Genomic DNA, 17,102 nt, shown 5'->3' on the forward strand with positions numbered 1-17,102 from the left:
CCGGTATTTTTGATCCTCCCGGCCTTTCCCGTTCCAAACTCGGTTCATCAACTCCCAAGCGATATCAACGGCAGCGCCCGCGCGGCGCTCAAGAGGCTCCCGCGACGCATGCGTCTGTCCACGATCAAGCTGTCCGGCTTCAAATCCTTCGTCGATCCGACCACCCTGCACCTGCCGACCAACATGACCGGCGTGGTCGGGCCGAACGGTTGCGGCAAGTCGAACATCATCGACGCCGTGCGCTGGGTGATGGGCGAAAGCTCGGCCAGCCGTTTGCGTGGCGACTCGCTGACCGACGTCATCTTCGCCGGCTCCTCGTCGCGCAAGCCGGTATCGCAGGCCACCGTCGAGCTGATCTTCGACAACTCCGACCACACCATCACCGGCGAGTACGGCGCGTTCGACGAGATCTCGGTCAAGCGCCTGGTCAGCCGCGACGGCGCCAGCCAGTACTACCTCAATGGCGCCAAATGCCGTCGGCGCGACATCACCGACCTGTTCCTGGGTACGGGACTGGGGCCGCGCAGCTACTCGATCATCGAGCAGGGAATGATCAGCCAGATCATCGAGGCCCGGCCCGAGGACCTGCGCGTGTACCTGGAGGAGGCCGCCGGCATCTCCAAGTACAAGGAGCGCCGCAAGGAGACCGAGACCCGCATCCGCCACACCCGCGAGAACCTGGACCGCTTGAGCGACCTGCGCGAGGAGGTCGGCAAGCAACTCGAACACCTGCGCCGGCAGGCCCGCCAGGCCGAGCAGTACCAGGCCATCCAGGCCGAACGGAAGGTCAGGGATGCCGAGTGGAAGGCGCTGGAGCACCGCGCCCTGGACCGCAAGCTGCAGGCCCAGCGCGAGAAGCTGGCCCAGCAGGAAACCCGCCTGCAGCAGTTGATCGCCGAGCAGCGCGAGGCCGAGCGCGAGATCGAGACCGGCCGCGTGCGCCGCGAGGAAGCCGCCGAGGCGCTGAACAAGGCGCAGGCCGAGAGCTACGAGGTCGGCGGCGCGCTGGCCCGGATCGAGCAGCAGATCCAGCACCAGCGCGAATTGTCCTCGCGCCTGCTGAAGGCGCGCGACGAGGCGCAGAGCCAGCTGGCACAGATCGCCGAACACATCGGCAGCGACCAGTCGCGGCTGGAGGTGCTCGGCGCGGCGATCGAGCACGACGAGCCGCGGCTGGAACAGTTGCGTGAGGAGGACCTCGCCCGCCAGGACGCCCTGCGCGAGGCCGAGGCCGCATTGGCCGCCTGGCAGCAGCGCTGGGACGAACACACCCGCGCGCAGTCCGAAGCCACCCGCGCGGCGGACGTCGAGCGCACCCGCATCGAGCATCTCGACCGCCAGGCGATGGATGCCGACCGCCGCCGCGAGGCATTGACCGCCGAGCGCGCCGGCCTCGACCTGGCCTCGCTGGCCGAGGCGTTCGCGGCGCTGGAGGAGGATCACGAAGCCCGCAAGCTGTCGCTGGACAGCCTCACCGACGCGCTGGAAAGCCGGAAAGCCGGCGTCGACCAGTTGCAGGAGCAGCAACGCGCCGCCCAATCCGCGCTGGCCGATGTGCGCAAGCAGGCACAGGCCGCACGCGGCCGGTTGTCGTCGCTGGAAACCCTGCAGCACGCCGCGCTGGGCCAGGAGCAGGGTGCGGCGTTGGGCTGGCTGCAGGCGCGCGGGCTGGATTCGGCTGCGCGCGTCGGCGAAATGCTGGTGGTCGAGGACGGCTGGGAAAACGCGGTGGAGAGCGCGCTGGGCCAGCTGATCGAAGGCGTGCTGGTGGAGTCGCCGGAAAGTCTGGTCGATGCGATCGGTGAACTCGGCGAAGGCCGGTTGGCGCTGGTCGCGGCAAAAAACGACGCGGTCGATTTCGCGCCGACCTCGCTTGCGTCGCGAGTACGCGGGCCGATCGCGATCCGGCGGATCCTGTCCCAGTGGCATGGCGCCGAGGATCTGCAGGCCGCGCGTACGCTGCTGGCCGGCCTTGCCGCTGGCGAGTCGGTGATCACCCGAAACGGCGAACGTCTCGGTGCCGGCTGGCTGCGCGTGTTGCGCTCGGGCGCGGCCAAACAGGGCGCCTTGCTGCGCGAGCGCGAGATCCAGTCGCTGCGCAACGAGATCGAAACCCTGCAGGCACGCGAGCACGAACTCGACGCCAACCTGACCCAGCTGCGCGATCGCCTGCTGGCGGCCGAGCAGCAGCGCGAGGACGCCCAGCGCACCCTGTACATGGCCCACCGCGGCGTCTCCGAGCTGGCCGGCCAGCTGCAGAGCCAGCAGGGCCGGCTGGATTCGGCGCGTGGCCGGATCGAGAAGATCGAGGCGGAACTGGCACAGCTGTCCGAATCGCTGGAAGCGGCCCGCGAGCAGGGTCGCGAGGCGCGCAACCGCCAGGAAGAAGCGGTCATGCGCATGACCGAGCTGGAGGACGCCCGCCACGCGCTCGACAACGAACGCCGCACCCTCGGCGAAGCCCGCGACCGCGCCCGCACCATGGCCCGCGAGTCCCGCGACGCCGCCCATGCGCTCGCGCTCACGCTGGAATCCCAGCGCGCCCAAGTCGCCTCGCTGACCCAGGCGCTGGACCGGATGGGCGGTCAGCGCGGCCAGCTCGACTCGCGCCTGGGTGAACTGGCCAGCCAGTTGGCCGAGGGCGACAGCCCGGTGCTGCAACTGGAAGAGCAGCGCCAGGTCACGCTGGAACAACGCGTGCAGACCGAGCAGAAACTCGCTGCCGCGCGCACCGCGGTGGACGGCATCGACAACGACCTGCGCCGGTTCGAGCAGACCCGCCAGCAGCGCGACGAGCAGGCGCTCGCCCAGCGCGAGGCGATCGGCCAACGCCGGCTGGAGCAGCAGGCGATCCTGCTCAAGGCCGAGGCGCTCGTCGAGGCAGTGGTCGAGGCCGGCTTCGTGTTGGACGACGTCGTCAACACGCTGACCGACGAGATGGAACCGGCGGCGTGGGAGCGGACCGTCAACGAGCTGGACGGCAAGCTGCGGCGGCTGGAGCCGGTCAACCTGGCGGCGATCGCCGAACACGCCGAAGCCAGCCAGCGCAAGGAGTATCTGGACGCGCAGGACGTCGACCTGACCACCGCGCTGGAGACCCTGGAGGAAGCGATCCGCAAGATCGACCGCGAGACCCGAGGCCGCTTCAAGGACACCTTCGACCGCGTCAATGCCGGCGTGCAACAGCTGTATCCGCGCCTGTTCGGCGGCGGCCACGCCTATCTGGAACTCACCGGCGAGGACCTGCTGGACACCGGCGTGGCGATCATGGCGCGCCCGCCCGGCAAGCGGGTGTCGAACATCTCGCTGCTGTCGGGCGGTGAGAAGGCGATGACCGCGGTGGCGCTGGTGTTCGCGATCTTCCAGCTCAATCCGGCGCCGTTCTGCCTGCTCGACGAGGTCGATGCGCCGCTGGACGAGGCCAACGTCGGCCGGCTCGCGGCGATGGTCAGCGAGATGAGCGAGCAGGTACAGTTCCTGTTTGTCAGCCACAACAAGGCGACGATGGAAGCCGCGCAGCAATTGGCCGGCGTCACCATGCGCGAGCCGGGCGTCAGCCGCCTGGTGTCGGTCGACCTGGCCGAGGCCACCCGTCTGGTCGGTGCCGCGTGATGCGCATTGCCGTGATGTCCATCGCCATCAAGCCTGATGCCGCGAAACCTGTGCCATGAAGCCTGCTGCCATGAAGCACGTTGCCACGAAGCCCCGCCCGAGCCCGGAGAGCAAAACCGATGTCCGATGAGACCCTGCTGCGGATTGCCATCCTGATCGCCGGCCTGTTCGTGGTCGGCGCGATCGTGTTCTTCGGCCGGCCCCGCAAGCCCGGCCAGGGCCGTCGTCTGCCGCGCGACGGCCAGGGCGAGGATGCCCGCCGCGAGCCGACCCTCGGCGAGCAGATGGAAAGCGGATTGGCCGAGTCCGGAACGCCCGTGGGTGAAGCCACTACCCAGGCCGAACTGGAGCTGTTCGACCGCACCCTCGACGGCTCCGCCGGTGGCGAACTCGGACGCCGTGTCAGCGACGAGTTCGACAAGATCGTGACCCTGTACCTGGCCGCGCGCGCGGGCGAGAAACTGCACGGGCCGGACATTGTCGTGGCGGCCGAAAAGGCGGGGCTGGTGTATGGCTACATGGGCGTCTTCCACCGCCTGGTCGAACAGCAATCCGACCGCGGCCCGGTGTTCAGCGTCGCCAACATCATGAAGCCGGGCAACTTCGACATGGCGAACATCCAGGAGCTGGAGACGCCCGCGATCGCCTTCTTCCTGACCCTGCCGGCGCCGGTGTCCGCCCTCGACGCCTGGGAAACCATGCTGCCGACCGCCGAACGCATGGCCGAACTGCTCGGCGGCATCGTCCTGGACGAGCAACGCAACAACCTGGGTCGCCAGCGCATCGGCCATATCCGCGAGGAACTGCGCGCCTACGACCGCCAGCGCGAGGCACCGTCACTGACCAGGCCGGCGCGCTGGTAAGCCGCTTCCGGGCAGACGCTTTGCCGTCTGCATGAAACCGCCAGACCACAAAAGGACCACGCCGTCATGGACAGGATTCAGGCCGAAGCCATCGTCACGGCCATGCTCGAGCCGGATCTGAAGATCGAGCAGGAGCTGCAGCAAAAACGTGCGCGCGAAGCCCGGCAGCTCATCGTCCAGCGGCGGCATGCAGGCTTCGTCCTGGCCGGTTTCGCGGCGGGCATCGCGGTCGGGTATCCGATCGGCGGGTTCAACTCCGCCCACGGCCTGATGGGCGCGATGGCCGGCGTGGCGGTGAGCGCGCTGATCGGGTGGACGCGCAAGCGACGGGCGGGCTGAGGCGCTCACGACAACCAGTACAGGATCTCCACGCCTTCGCGGTCACGCTGTGGAGGCTCCCGCGGTATCGGATTGCGCTTCCCGCGGCCTGATGACTCCGATGACCGCAACCCTTGCGATAGAAGCCTGATGCCTGCCACGACCGATCCCGCCACCCGCATTGCCGCGCTGCGCCGCCAGCTCGACGACGCCAACTACCGCTATCACGTGCTCGACGACGCCGAGATTCCGGATGCGGAGTACGACCGGCTGTTGCGTGAACTCGAGCAGTTGGAGGCCGCGCATCCCGAGCTCGCCAGTGCCGATTCGCCGACCCGGCGCGTCGGTGCCGCGCCGTCGGGCGCCTTCGCCACCGTCGTGCATGCGCTGCCGATGCTGTCACTGGGCAATGCGTTCGCCGAGGACGAGGTCGCCGACTTCGTGCGCCGGATCGAGCAGAACCTCGGCCGCAAGGATCCGCTGTTCTCGGTCGAACCCAAGCTCGACGGGCTGGCGATCAGCCTGCGTTACGAGCACGGCCGTTTCGTCCAGGGCGCGACCCGCGGCGACGGTGCCAGCGGCGAGGACGTCACCGCCAATCTGCGCACGATCAGGGCGATCCCGTTGCAACTGCGCGGTACGGGCTGGCCCGGGGTGCTGGAAGTGCGCGGCGAGGTCTACATGCCGTTGGCGGGGTTCAAGCGCTACAACGAGCGGATGCTGGCCGAGGGCGGCAAGGTCCTGGCCAATCCACGCAACGGTGCGGCCGGGTCGCTGCGCCAGCTCGATCCGCGCATCACCGCGCGTCGGCCGCTGGCGTTCTATGCGTACGCGGTCGGCATGGTCGAGGACGGCGCGTTGCCCGACACCCATTCGGCGACATTGCGGCAACTGCGCGGGTGGGGCTTCCCGGTCAGCGCCGAAAGCCGCGTGGTGAGCGGTGTCGACGGTCTGCTGGATTACTACCGGCGCATCGGCGAGCGCCGCGACCACCTGCCATTCGACATCGACGGCGTGGTCTACAAGCTCGACGACTATGCCGGCCAGCGCGAGATGGGCTTCGTCTCGCGTGCGCCGCGCTGGGCGATCGCGCACAAGTTTCCGGCGCAGGAGCAGTCGACCGTGCTGGAGGCGATCGAGGTCCAGATCGGGCGGACCGGCGCGGTGACGCCGGTCGCGCGCCTGCAACCGGTCCAGGTGGCCGGGGTTGTGGTCACCAACGCGACCCTGCACAACGCGGACCAGATCGCCCGGCTGGACGTGCGCGTCGGCGACACCGTGATTGTGCGCCGTGCCGGTGACGTGATTCCGGAGATCGTCCGCGTCGTGCCGGGCCTGCGCGCACCGGACGCCGTCGCCTGGGCGATGCCGACGCACTGCCCGGTATGCGGTTCGGAAATCCTGCGCGAGGAAGGCGGGGTGGTATGGCGCTGTTCGGGCGAGCTGACCTGCGCGGCACAGCGCAAGGAGGCCATCGGCCACTTCGCCTCGCGGCGGGCAATGGACATCGACGGCCTGGGCGAGCGCTACATCGAGGATCTGTCGGACTTCGACTACGTCACCTCGGTGGCGGACCTGTACAAACTGACCCTCGACGACCTGCTGGAGATGAAGCGTCGTGGCGACGAACGGGCTGGCACCATCCCGGAAACGGTGAAGTCGGGCAAGGTCGCGACCCGCTGGGCCGAGAACCTGATCGAGGCGATCGACCGCAGCCGCCGCACGACGCTGGAGCGCTTCCTGTTCGGGCTCGGGATCCAGCGCGTCGGCGAGAGCACCGCGAAGGCGCTGGCGCACTGGTTTGGCGACCTTGAACTGATCCGCCACCTGCCGTGGCCGCTGTTCAAACGCGTGCCGGATATCGGCGCGGAAGTGGCCCGTTCGATCGGCCATTTCTTCGACCAGCCCGGCAACCAGCAGGTCATCGACCAGCTGCTGGCGCGCGGCGTGACGATCGGCGATGCGCACCCGCCATCGCCGAAGCTGCGGGACGGCCTGACGTTGGCGGCGTTGCTGGTTGATCTGGAAATCCCCAGGCTCACCCGCCTGCGCGCGGAGCAGCTGGCCGCCGTGTTTCCCGACGCAACTGCGTTGCAGGATGCACCGCACCACCATTTCATCAGCGCCGGCCTGCCGGCCGATACGGCGTCCGCGCTGGCCGCCTGGCTGGAGGACGCGGACAACGCGAAGCTGCTGACGCAGTGTGGCGATGCCCTGGCCCGGCTGGACGCACTGGTTCCTGCTGTGGATGCCGTGGCCGTCGGGCCGCTTGAGGGCAAGACCGTGGTGTTGACGGGAACCCTCTCGGCGATGACCCGCGATGAAGCCAAGGCGCGCCTGGAAGCATTGGGCGCGAAGTCCGCCGGCAGCGTGTCGAAGAAGACCAGCTTCGTGGTGGCCGGCGAAGCCGCCGGCTCCAAGCTCGCCAAGGCCGAAGAACTTGGTGTCGAGGTCTGGGATGAGGCCCGGCTGCTTGCCTTTCTGACCGAACACGAATGACTGCAGCAGTGCCATGTAGGAGCGACGCAAGTCGCGACCCACTGAACATCCAATTCCTTGCGCATTCGCGACTTACGTCGCTCCTACATCGGTTTTAACTGCAGCAATGACCGCCGACTGGCAACCCACCGCAAGCTTCGACGCCCTGCGCCTGCGCGCTGCCCTCAACGCGCGCATCCGCACGTTCTTCGCCGAGCGCGGTGTCACCGAGGTCGAGACGCCGGTGATGTCGGTCGCCGGCAATACCGAGCCGAACATCGCCTCGTTCTCGCTGCCCTTCAGCGGCCGCACCGACGGCGCGCCGCGCACGCGCTGGCTGCGGACGTCGCCGGAATACCCGCTCAAGCGCCTGCTGGCAGCCGGGTTCGGCGACTGCTACGAGTTGGGCCGTGTGTTCCGCGATGGTGAGGCGGGCGGTCGCCACAACCCCGAGTTCACCATGCTCGAGTGGTACCGGTTGGGCTGGGATCACCGCGCGCTGGTCGAGGAAACCGCGGACGTCATCAATGCGGCGTTGTCCCTGGTGGATCGCCAGGTGCCGCTGGTCCAGGTCCGCTACCGCGATCTCTACCGCGAGCGGTTGGGAGTGGATCCGATGACCGCCACCGACAGCGAATTGCGCGACGCCCTGGGCGAGGTGGTCATCGATCCGCAAGGCCTGACCCGCGACGACTGGCTGGACCTGCTGATGACCCATCGCCTGCAACCGGACTTCCGCGCCGACCGGATGCTGGCGATCCACGATTACCCCGCCTCGCAATGCGCCCTCGCGCGTCTGCGCGATGACGGCGACGGCCAGCCGCCGGTCGCCGAGCGCTTCGAGCTGTACCTGGGTCCGCTGGAACTGGCCAACGGTTACCACGAGCTGAGCGATCCAGTGGAGCAGGGCGCGCGCTTCGACCGCGACCGTCGGATCCGCGAACATCGCGGCGATGCCGTGCCGCCACGCGATGAACGCTTCCTCGCATCACTGGCGGCAGGACTGCCGCAATGCGCCGGCGTGGCGCTGGGGGTCGACCGGTTGATGATGGCGATGCTCGGCACCGACCGCATCGCCGACGTGCTCGCATTCGACTTCGCCCACGCCTGAATTGCCATCTGCCGCGAATGCGCAAAGCCCCACGTTACGGCTTTGTTGTTCGGGCCTGGCCATCACACGACTGCCGTGATTGCTCACTGGCCAGGAAGTGATGTGCAGGTCGCAGCTGAAGCCGCTCCTACAATTGCAATGCCGTCACGCCAATCCGATCACCTTCCCGCGGCATCACGTATCGCCATCGCCCATCGCACCGCAACGCCTGGAATCTCCCCATGACCGACACCTTCGATTTCGACCGCTACGACCGCATCCGCCCGATCCGCTGGACCGGCGACGCGCTGGAACTGCTCGACCAGCGCAAGCTTCCGTTCCAGGTCGAATACGTGACCTGCCGCACCAGTCAGGCGGTGTACGAGGCGATCCACGCGTTGACCGTTCGCGGTGCGCCGGCGATCGGGATCGCGGCGGCGTGGGGACTGGTGCTGGCCGCCGCCGATATCGAGGCGGCGGATGGCGGGGAGGCGGCGCGCAAGCTCGATCCGGCGATCGACCATCTCAATCTGGCGCGGCCGACGGCGGTCAACCTGGCTTGGGCCTTGGCGCGGATGCGTCGCAAGCTTGTCGACGCCGGTACGGACTGGCGCGAAGTGATGACCCGCGAAGCCGACCTGATCGCCCGCGAGGACCTTGCCGCCAACCGCCATATGGGCGCGCTGGGTGCGGCGTTGATCGCGCCGGGCAGCGGTGTGCTGACCCACTGCAACACCGGCTCCCTGGCGACAGCGGGGTTCGGCACCGCCCTGGGCGTGATCCGCGCCGGAGTGGCGCAAGGCCGCATCGCGCAGGTGTTTGCCGGCGAGACCCGGCCCTGGCTGCAGGGCGCGCGCCTGACCGTGTGGGAGCTGCAGCAGGACGGCATCATGCCCACCCTGATCGCCGATGCCGCTGCCGCCCACCTGATGAAGTCCGGCAAGGTCCAATGGGTGGTGGTCGGTGCGGATCGCATCTGCGCCAATGGCGATAGCGCGAACAAGATCGGCACCTACCAGCTCGCGATCGCCGCGCGCCACCATGGGGTGAAATTCATGGTGGCGGCCCCCTCGTCGACGGTGGACATGGGCACGCTTTCCGGCGATGCGATCCACATCGAGGAGCGCGACCCGCAGGAGCTTTTCGGCATCGGCGGCGTGGCGACGGCGGCCGCAGGGATCCAGGCGTGGAATCCGGTGTTCGATGTCACCCCCCACGGGTTGATCGATGCGATCGTGACCGAGCGCGGCGTGATCGAGCGCCCCGATGCGGTTGCGATGCAGGCAGCGTTCGGCAGCTGAGCGCGCGTGATGCCGCGATGACGGGAAATATTCGCTAAGTCCTTGTTTCGCCGGAAATTCAGCGAGGCATGAGGGTGCCGCGTGTGCTATCATTTCCTGTCTTTTTCATCTGCCTGTCGCAGATCGGAAAGCCCTGCAGGTAGCGCGTTTCGTTGCTGGTTCCAGTGGCAACTCTCAGTGGCCTCTCAAGAGGCGGTCGTTGAAAGCGTCAGGGGTGGTTTCCGGTTGCTGCAAGCAGTATCGCTCTCGCTAAACACGGAAACCTGATGGCCGATCTTGCCAAGGAAATCATCCCGGTAAACCTCGAAGACGAGATGCGTCGCAGCTACCTCGATTACGCGATGAGCGTAATCGTCGGCCGCGCGCTTCCGGACGTTCGGGACGGACTCAAGCCAGTGCACCGGCGCGTCCTGTACGCGATGAGCGTGCTCGGCGCGCACGCCAACAAGCCGTACTTCAAGTCGGCACGAATCGTCGGTGACGTGATCGGTAAATACCATCCGCACGGCGACCAGTCGGTCTACGACACGCTGGTGCGCATGGCGCAGCCGTTTTCGCTGCGCTACCTGCTGGTGGATGGCCAGGGCAACTTCGGTTCGGTCGATGGCGACTCCGCCGCGGCGATGCGTTACACCGAAGCGCGCATGTCCCGGATCACCCATGAGTTGATGGCGGACATCGAGAAGGAAACCGTCGACTTCCAGCCCAACTATGACGAGAAGGAATTCGAGCCGACGGTCATGCCGACCCGGATCCCGAACCTGCTCATCAATGGTTCCGCCGGCATCGCGGTCGGCATGGCGACCAACATCCCGCCGCACAACCTGTCGGAGATCATCGACGCGACGATCGCGCTGATCGACGACCCCGGGATCGACATCGACGGCCTGATGGTGCACGTGCCCGGTCCGGACTTCCCGACCGCCGGCATCATCAACGGCACCTCCGGGGTCATCAACGCGTACCACACCGGTCGCGGCCGCGTGCGCATGCGCGCCAAGGCGGATATCGAGGTCGCCGACAACGGCCGTGAGGCGATCGCGGTCACCGAGATTCCTTACCAGGTCAACAAGGCGCGGCTGATCGAGAAGATCGCCGAGCTGGTCAAGGAAAAGAAGCTCGAAGGCATCAGCGAGTTGCGCGACGAGTCCGACAAGGACGGCATGCGCATCTACATCGAGATCAAGCGCGGCGATTCCGCTGAGGTGGTGCTCAACAACCTCTACCAGCAGACCCAACTGGAGTCGTCGTTCAGCATCAACATGGTGGCGCTGGTCGATGGCCGGCCGCAGCTGCTGAACCTCAAGCAGATTCTGCAGTCCTTCGTGCGCCATCGTCGCGAAGTGGTCACCCGCCGGACCATCTTCGATCTGCGCAAGGCGCGCGCCCGTGCGCACGTGCTGGAAGGCCTGACCGTCGCGCTGGCGAACATCGACGAGATGATCGAGCTGATCAAGACCTCGGCGAACCCGAACGAGGCGCGTGAGCGCATGCTCGCCAAGTCCTGGGAGCCGGGACTGGTGGGGGCGCTGCTCGGCGCCGCCGGTGCCGAGGCCTCGCGGCCGGAGGACCTGCCCAAGGGCGTTGGCCTGCTGAACGACCGCTACCAGCTCACCGAGACCCAGGCCCAGCAGATCCTCGAAATGCGCCTGCACCGCCTGACCGGGCTGGAGCAGGAGAAGCTGACCGACGAGTACAAGCTGCTGCTGGAGACCATCCGCGGCCTGATCGAGATCCTGGAAGATCCGAACGTGCTGCTCGACGTGATCCGCACCGAGCTGGAGAACGTCAAGGCGGAGTTCGGCGACGAACGCCGCAGCGAGATCCGCGAGAGCGAGGAAGACCTCGACATCCTCGACCTGATCGCGCCCGAGGATGTCGTGGTGACGCTGTCGCATTCCGGCTACGCCAAGCGCCAGCCGGTGAGCACCTACCGGGCACAGAAGCGCGGTGGCCGCGGACGCAACGCGGCGGCGACCAAGGACGAGGACTTCATCGACAGCCTGTGGCTGGTCAACACCCACGACACCCTGCTGACCTTCACCAGCGCCGGCCGCGTGTTCTGGCTGCCGGTGTACCAGTTGCCGGATGCGGGTCCGACCGCGCGCGGCCGGCCGATCATCAACTGGATTCCGCTGGAACCCGACGAGCAGGTGCAGGCCGTGGTGCCGGTGCGTGACTACGAAGGCGAGCGTTATGTGTTCTTCGCGACCCGCAATGGCGTGGTCAAGAAAACCCCGATTAGCGAATACGCCTACCGGCTGCAGCGCGGCAAGATCGCGATCAACCTGGACGACGGCGATGCGCTGATCGGCGTCGGCCTGTCCGACGGCCACTGCGACATCATGCTGTTCTCCAGCGAGGGCAAGGCGGTCCGGTTCTCCGGGGAGACCGTGCGTTCGATGGGCCGTACCGCCCGCGGCGTGCGCGGCATGCGTCTGGGCGAGGGCGGCAAGGTGGTGAGCCTGATCGTGGTCGAAGGCGACGGCGACATCCTGACCGCGAGCGAGCGCGGCTTCGGCAAGCGCACTCCGCTGGCGGAGTACCCGTGCAAGGGGCGCGGCACGCAGGGCGTGATCGCGCTGCGGACCTCCGAGCGCAACGGCCAGCTGGTCGGAGCGGTCCAGCTCACCGAGACCCACGAAGTCCTGCTGATTTCGGACGGCGGCACCCTGGTCCGCACGCGCGCCTCGGAGATCTCGCAGGTCAGCCGCAACACCCAGGGCGTGACCCTGATGCGGCTGGCGGACAACGAGACCCTGCAGGCGGTCGAACGGCTGGATGCGTCGCTGGACGAGGAGTTGGAAGTGGATCCCACTGATGGCGCCGAGGTTGAGGTTGCGCCTGTGGATGTCGATCCCTCGGTAATCGCTCCCCAAGATGGGGAGCCTTCGACGGATTCGCCGGACTGACGGCTGTTGCAGCTGCCGTGACAACCAGAAACGCCGCCCGGGATGGGCGGCGTTTCTGGTTCCAGGCGTGCGGTTCCGGTCAGCTGCCGATCCAGCCGTCGAGCATGTCCGACAACTCGTCGGCGTGTTCCTCTTCCTGGGCGAGGATGGATTCTAGGATGCGCTTGGTGGTGGTGTCCTTGTTGCCGATGTAGTTGATCATCTCGCGGTAGCTGTCGATCGCGATGCGTTCGGCCACCAGGTCTTCCTTCACCATGTCGCGCAGGTCGCTGCCTTCGACGTATTCGGCATGCGCACGCCCCGCCAGGATTTCGGGGTTGAAGTCGGGCTCGCCCCTCAACTGGACGATGCGTTCCGCGATCAGGTCGCCGTGGGCCTGCTCCTCCTGGGCATGTTGCAGGAACTCGGCCTTGATCGAATCGGCCATCAGCCCGCTGGCCATGAAGTAATGGCGCTTGTAGCGCAGCACGCAGACCAGCTCGGTTGCCAACGCCTCGTTCAACAGCCGGATCACGGTCTCCCGGTCGGCGGTGTAGCTGTCGGTGATCGCTCCCTTGTCGACATGCTGGCGCGCGCGCTTGCGGATTGCCGCCAGGTCGCTGACGAACGGGGAGTTGTTCGATGAGGACTGTTGCGTATTCATGTCGATCTCCGTGGCGGAGGGAAGATCAGGAAAGCTGCGACAGCATGTGTTCGGCCGAGGACACCCGGTACTCGCCCGGTGCCTCCACGAAAAGCTGCTTGACCACGCCGTTCTCGGCGTACAGCGAGAAGCGTTTGGCGCGGGTTCCCATGCCGTAGGAGCTGGCGTCCAATTCCAGCCCCAGTGCCCGGGTGAACACGGCATTGCCGTCGGCCAGCATCATCAGGCCCTCGGGCACGTTCTGGCTCTGGCCCCACGCCTGCATCACGAACGGGTCGTTGACCGATATGCAGGCCACGTCGATGCCCTTGTCGCGGAACTGCTGGTAATGCTCGACGAATCCGGGCAGGTGTTTCTCCGAGCAGGTTGGCGTGAATGCGCCCGGGACGGCGAAGATCACCACCTTGCTGTCACCGAACAACCTGGCGGTATCCACGGTCTGGACGCCATCGTGGATGCGCTGCAGCGGGACGTCGGGAAGGTGTTCGCCAACTTGGATGCTCATGGGATTCTCCTGTGTAGAAAGGCAGTGTAGGCGCGGGCTTCTAAATTCCGCGTCAACACCGCAATGCAGGCGAAAGAACAGAAAAAGCGTGCCGGCAGCGCTTGAACCGGGCCCGCGTCGTGACCATCTGGAAGGATGGCCGATACACCCCGCGTTCATCCCTGGGGATATCCTGCGTCCACGTCACGCGGAACGCTTCTGGAGCGATTGATGCATTTCAAGGATTACTACGAGACCCTCGGTGTCGAGGCGAGCGCCGGAGACGCCGAGATCAAGACGGCCTATCGGAGGATGGCGCGCAAGTTCCACCCCGACGTCAGCAAGGAGGCCGGCGCGGAGGAGAAGTTCAAGGCGGTCAACGAGGCCTATGAAGCGTTGCGCGATCCGCAGAAGCGTGCGGCCTATGACCAGTTGCGCGCGCGGGGCTACCGTCCGGGCGACGAGGTGCGTCCGCCGCCGGGTGGTTTTGGTGGTCCGGGCGGGGGCGGGGTCGATTTCGAGGAGATTTTTGCTGGAGGCGGTGCCGGTGGCGGCTTCAGCGATTTCTTCGAAAGCCTGTTCGGTCGGGGGCGCGCCGGTGCCGGTGGTGCTGGCGGGAATGGCTTCGGCCAGCGGTCGGCGCACGGGCAGCCACGGGCGGCCGCGGATACCCGGGCCAAATTGTCGGTGCCGCTGGAAACGGTATACGCCGGCGACAGCGTGCGCATCGCCATCAACGGCAAGACCCTGGACGTGCGCGTGCCCAAGGGCATCCGCGAAGGCCAGGCGATCCGGCTGGCCGGGCAGGGCAGTCATGGCGGCGGTTTGCTGCTGGAAATCGAATACGCCGCCCATCCGCAGTTCGAGGTGGACGGGCGCAACGTGATCCACGTCCTGTCGATTGCCCCGTGGGAAGCCGCGTTGGGAGCGACGATCAGCGTGCCGACGCTGGGTGGTTCGGTGGACTTGAAGATTCCCGCCAATTCCGAAGCAGGCCGCAAGCTGCGTTTGCGCGGTCGTGGCCTGCCGGGCGCATCGGCGAGCGGCGATCAGATCGTCGAGCTGGAAGTGCTGGCGCCCAAGCCGACCACGGACGCACAGAAGGGCGCGTACGAAGCCATGCGCGATGCCTTCGGGAAGGACTGGCGCCGGGAGTGATGCCCGCACCATCGCGCGGGCGAAAATCCGGTGTGCGGCGGGCTATGCGGCCCGTGACCGGGTTTGCCGGATGGTGTCAGGCCTGCAGCAACTGACCGAGTATTTCCGCCAGGTCGGACTCGTTGAACGGCTTGGTGATGTACGCCTTCGCCCCCTGGCGCATGCCCCAGACGCGGTCGGTCTCCTGGTCCTTGGTGGTGACCAGGACCACCGGGATGTGTTTGGTGGCGGCGTCGCGGCAGATCGAGCGGGTGGCCTGGAACCCGTTGAGGTTCGGCATCACCACGTCCATCAATACCAGGTCGGGGAGTTCCCGCCTGGCGGCGTCCACGCCGGCGGCACCGTCTTCGGCCGTCAGTGCTTCGTGGCCGAGTTTTTCGACGATGCGGCGTATGCCCATCAATTGCGACGGCGAGTCGTCGACGATCAGAATGCGCGCCATGTGTTTTCCCCAGTAGACCGTTGGATTGTAGCCGCGTAAGTCGTGACCGCCAAACGGCTCAGAGGGTGACCAGTGTCCGTCCCAGTGAGCCGCCGGCGAGCATGGTCGGAAATACCCCGGGCAGCTCGGCCAGGGTGACTTCGCGGGTGCAGATGCGTTCCAGGTGGACGGGCTTCCAGTCGCTGGCGAGGTGCTGCCAGACCGCTTCGCGGATGTCGCGTGCTGTACCGGCCGAGGCCACGCCCAGCAACGACACGCCGCGGATGATGAAGGGCATGACGGTGGCATCCAGCGTGGCGGAGGCGGCCAGACCGGCGCTGGCGACATTGCCGTAAGGCGCGCATTGGGCCAGCAGGCTGGTCAGCATCGGGCCGCCGACGTTGTCCAGGCCACCGCCAAAGCGCGCGGATTCCATCGGGCGGGTCGTGGCAAGGGCCTCCCGGCCGAGTACCTGGCTGGCGCCGATGTCCCGCAGGTAGGCGTGCTGGTCGGCCTTGCCGCTGATGGCGTGGACCTCGAAACCGGCGCGGCTGAAGATGTCGACCGCCAGCGAGCCGACGCCACCGGTCGCGCCGGTGACGGCCAACGGCCCCATGTCCGGGCGTTGCCGGTTTTCGGTCATCCGGAACAAGGCCAGTGCGGCGGTGAAGCCTGCGGTGCCCAGGATCATGCTTTCGCGCAGGCTCAGGCCGGCCGGCAACGGAATCGTCCATTGCGCTTCCAGACGCACGTACTCGCTGTAACCGCCGTCACGGGTCTCGCTGAGCCCGCTGCCGGTCGCCAGCACCGCATCGCCTTCCTTGAAGGCCGGATCGGTGGATGCGACCACGTGCCCGGCGACATCGATTCCGCCGACCAGCGGGAACCGACGCAGGATCTTGCCCTGGCCGGTGCCTGCCAGTGCGTCCTTGAAGTTGATCGAAGAATGGACAGCCTTGACCACCACTTCGCCGGGAGCGAGGTCGTCCAGCGAGATCGCTTCGATGCCGCTGCGATAACCGGCCGCGTCGTTGTGGATGCGGAAGGCGTTGAAAGTGGCTGGGGTGGTGTTGGTCATGTCGTCCTCATTCGATCGGTACCGGCGGTTGTCCGTGCCGTGGGTTGCAGTCTGGATTGGAGCAGTGTGGGGGAATGGATCAGCGCACCGCGTTGCGTCGCTTCTCTTCGAGCCACTTGTCGGCGTTTGCCGGCCGATAGGCCTGCATCCACGACAACATCCCATCGATGTCCTCGCCGTGCCACAGGTCGAGGCGCTGCTCGGCGTTCACGAAGTGCTCGCCGACCATCCGGTCCATCATGGCGATCAGCGGCTCGTAGAATCCGTCCACATCGAGGAAAGCGCAGGGTTTGTTGCCGAGCCCCAACTGCCGCCAGGTCAGCATCTCGAACATCTCGTCCAGGGTACCGAAGCCGCCGGGCAGGGCGATGAAGCCGTCCGACAGTTCGAACATGCGCGCCTTGCGCTCGTGCATGTTGCCCACGACCTCCTGCCGGGTCAGGCCGCGGTGGGCGACTTCCCAGGTGACCAGTTGCTCGGGAATCACGCCGATCACCTCGCCGCCTGCGGCCAGCGCGGCATCGGCCATGATCCCCATCAGACCGACGTTGCCGCCGCCGTAGATGACCGCCAGGCCCTGTTCGGCAAGTTGATTTCCAAGCTCGGCGGCACGTTCCGCATAGACCGGGCGGGAGCCGGAGTGGGAGCCGCAATAGACGCAGACGGATTTCATGGGGCGGATTCCTGCTGGAGTCGACCACCAGGGCGGGCGTTCGACTGGTGATCACTCGAGTGGTGATCAAA

The 17,102-nt window shown here is 66.9% G+C and carries 13 protein-coding genes; 8 read left to right on the forward strand and 5 right to left on the reverse strand.

The features are described from left to right. The first annotated feature begins 108 nt into the window (after positions 1 to 108). The 7 genes from smc to gyrA all read left to right on the forward strand — a co-directional run bounded on the left by smc (position 109) and on the right by gyrA (position 12,574). Positions 109 to 3,612 (forward strand): chromosome segregation protein SMC, encoded by a 3,504-nt coding sequence (gene smc, locus N792_RS05845; protein ID WP_036193347.1) that lies wholly within the window; start codon positions 109 to 111, stop codon positions 3,610 to 3,612. Between the two features lie 119 nt (positions 3,613 to 3,731). Then, entirely contained in the window at positions 3,732 to 4,475 is a 744-nt protein-coding gene (gene zipA, locus N792_RS05850; protein WP_036193348.1) for a cell division protein ZipA, read from the forward strand. Between the two features lie 66 nt (positions 4,476 to 4,541). Continuing rightward, complete coding sequence (locus tag N792_RS05855) at positions 4,542 to 4,814, forward strand: hypothetical protein (protein WP_036193349.1); 273 nt, start codon at positions 4,542 to 4,544, stop codon at positions 4,812 to 4,814. Between the two features lie 129 nt (positions 4,815 to 4,943). Continuing rightward, positions 4,944 to 7,292, forward strand: coding sequence for an NAD-dependent DNA ligase LigA (gene ligA / locus N792_RS05860; protein ID WP_036193350.1), 2,349 nt, complete (start codon positions 4,944 to 4,946; stop codon positions 7,290 to 7,292). A gap of 106 nt (positions 7,293 to 7,398) precedes the next feature. Beyond that, the gene (gene epmA, locus N792_RS05865) at positions 7,399 to 8,382 is read left to right on the forward strand and encodes an EF-P lysine aminoacylase EpmA (RefSeq protein ID WP_036193351.1); all 984 of its coding nucleotides are present in this window, start codon (positions 7,399 to 7,401) and stop codon (positions 8,380 to 8,382) included. 221 nt (positions 8,383 to 8,603) lie between these two features. After that, positions 8,604 to 9,662 (forward strand): S-methyl-5-thioribose-1-phosphate isomerase, encoded by a 1,059-nt coding sequence (gene mtnA / locus N792_RS05870; protein ID WP_036193352.1) that lies wholly within the window; start codon positions 8,604 to 8,606, stop codon positions 9,660 to 9,662. A gap of 266 nt (positions 9,663 to 9,928) precedes the next feature. Beyond that, positions 9,929 to 12,574 (forward strand): DNA gyrase subunit A, encoded by a 2,646-nt coding sequence (gyrA, locus tag N792_RS05875; RefSeq protein WP_036193353.1) that lies wholly within the window; start codon positions 9,929 to 9,931, stop codon positions 12,572 to 12,574. A 79-nt stretch (positions 12,575 to 12,653) separates the two neighbouring features. Here gyrA and N792_RS05880 read toward each other — a convergent pair whose 3' ends face one another. Both N792_RS05880 and N792_RS05885 read right to left on the reverse strand, forming a co-directional pair. After that, the gene (locus N792_RS05880; RefSeq protein WP_036193354.1) at positions 12,654 to 13,217 is read right to left on the reverse strand and encodes a ferritin-like domain-containing protein; all 564 of its coding nucleotides are present in this window, start codon (positions 13,215 to 13,217) and stop codon (positions 12,654 to 12,656) included. Between the two features lie 25 nt (positions 13,218 to 13,242). Next, positions 13,243 to 13,722 (reverse strand): peroxiredoxin, encoded by a 480-nt coding sequence (locus N792_RS05885; RefSeq protein ID WP_036193356.1) that lies wholly within the window; start codon positions 13,720 to 13,722, stop codon positions 13,243 to 13,245. 210 nt (positions 13,723 to 13,932) lie between these two features. On the opposite strand from N792_RS05885, the gene N792_RS05890 reads away from it, so the two are divergent. Further along, entirely contained in the window at positions 13,933 to 14,859 is a 927-nt protein-coding gene (locus tag N792_RS05890) for a DnaJ C-terminal domain-containing protein (protein ID WP_036193567.1), read from the forward strand. Between the two features lie 76 nt (positions 14,860 to 14,935). Here the strand turns inward: N792_RS05890 and N792_RS05895 are convergent, their stop codons facing one another. The 3 genes from N792_RS05895 to N792_RS05905 form a co-directional block, all read right to left on the reverse strand. Then, positions 14,936 to 15,301 (reverse strand): response regulator, encoded by a 366-nt coding sequence (locus N792_RS05895; protein WP_036193358.1) that lies wholly within the window; start codon positions 15,299 to 15,301, stop codon positions 14,936 to 14,938. A 58-nt stretch (positions 15,302 to 15,359) separates the two neighbouring features. After that, positions 15,360 to 16,358 (reverse strand): YhdH/YhfP family quinone oxidoreductase, encoded by a 999-nt coding sequence (locus N792_RS05900; protein ID WP_036193359.1) that lies wholly within the window; start codon positions 16,356 to 16,358, stop codon positions 15,360 to 15,362. A gap of 79 nt (positions 16,359 to 16,437) precedes the next feature. After that, the gene (locus N792_RS05905; protein WP_036193360.1) at positions 16,438 to 17,031 is read right to left on the reverse strand and encodes an LOG family protein; all 594 of its coding nucleotides are present in this window, start codon (positions 17,029 to 17,031) and stop codon (positions 16,438 to 16,440) included. Positions 17,032 to 17,102 lie beyond the last annotated feature (71 nt).

The organism is Lysobacter concretionis Ko07 = DSM 16239 (genome assembly GCF_000768345.1).
GTDB classification, from domain to species: domain Bacteria; phylum Pseudomonadota; class Gammaproteobacteria; order Xanthomonadales; family Xanthomonadaceae; genus Novilysobacter; species Novilysobacter concretionis.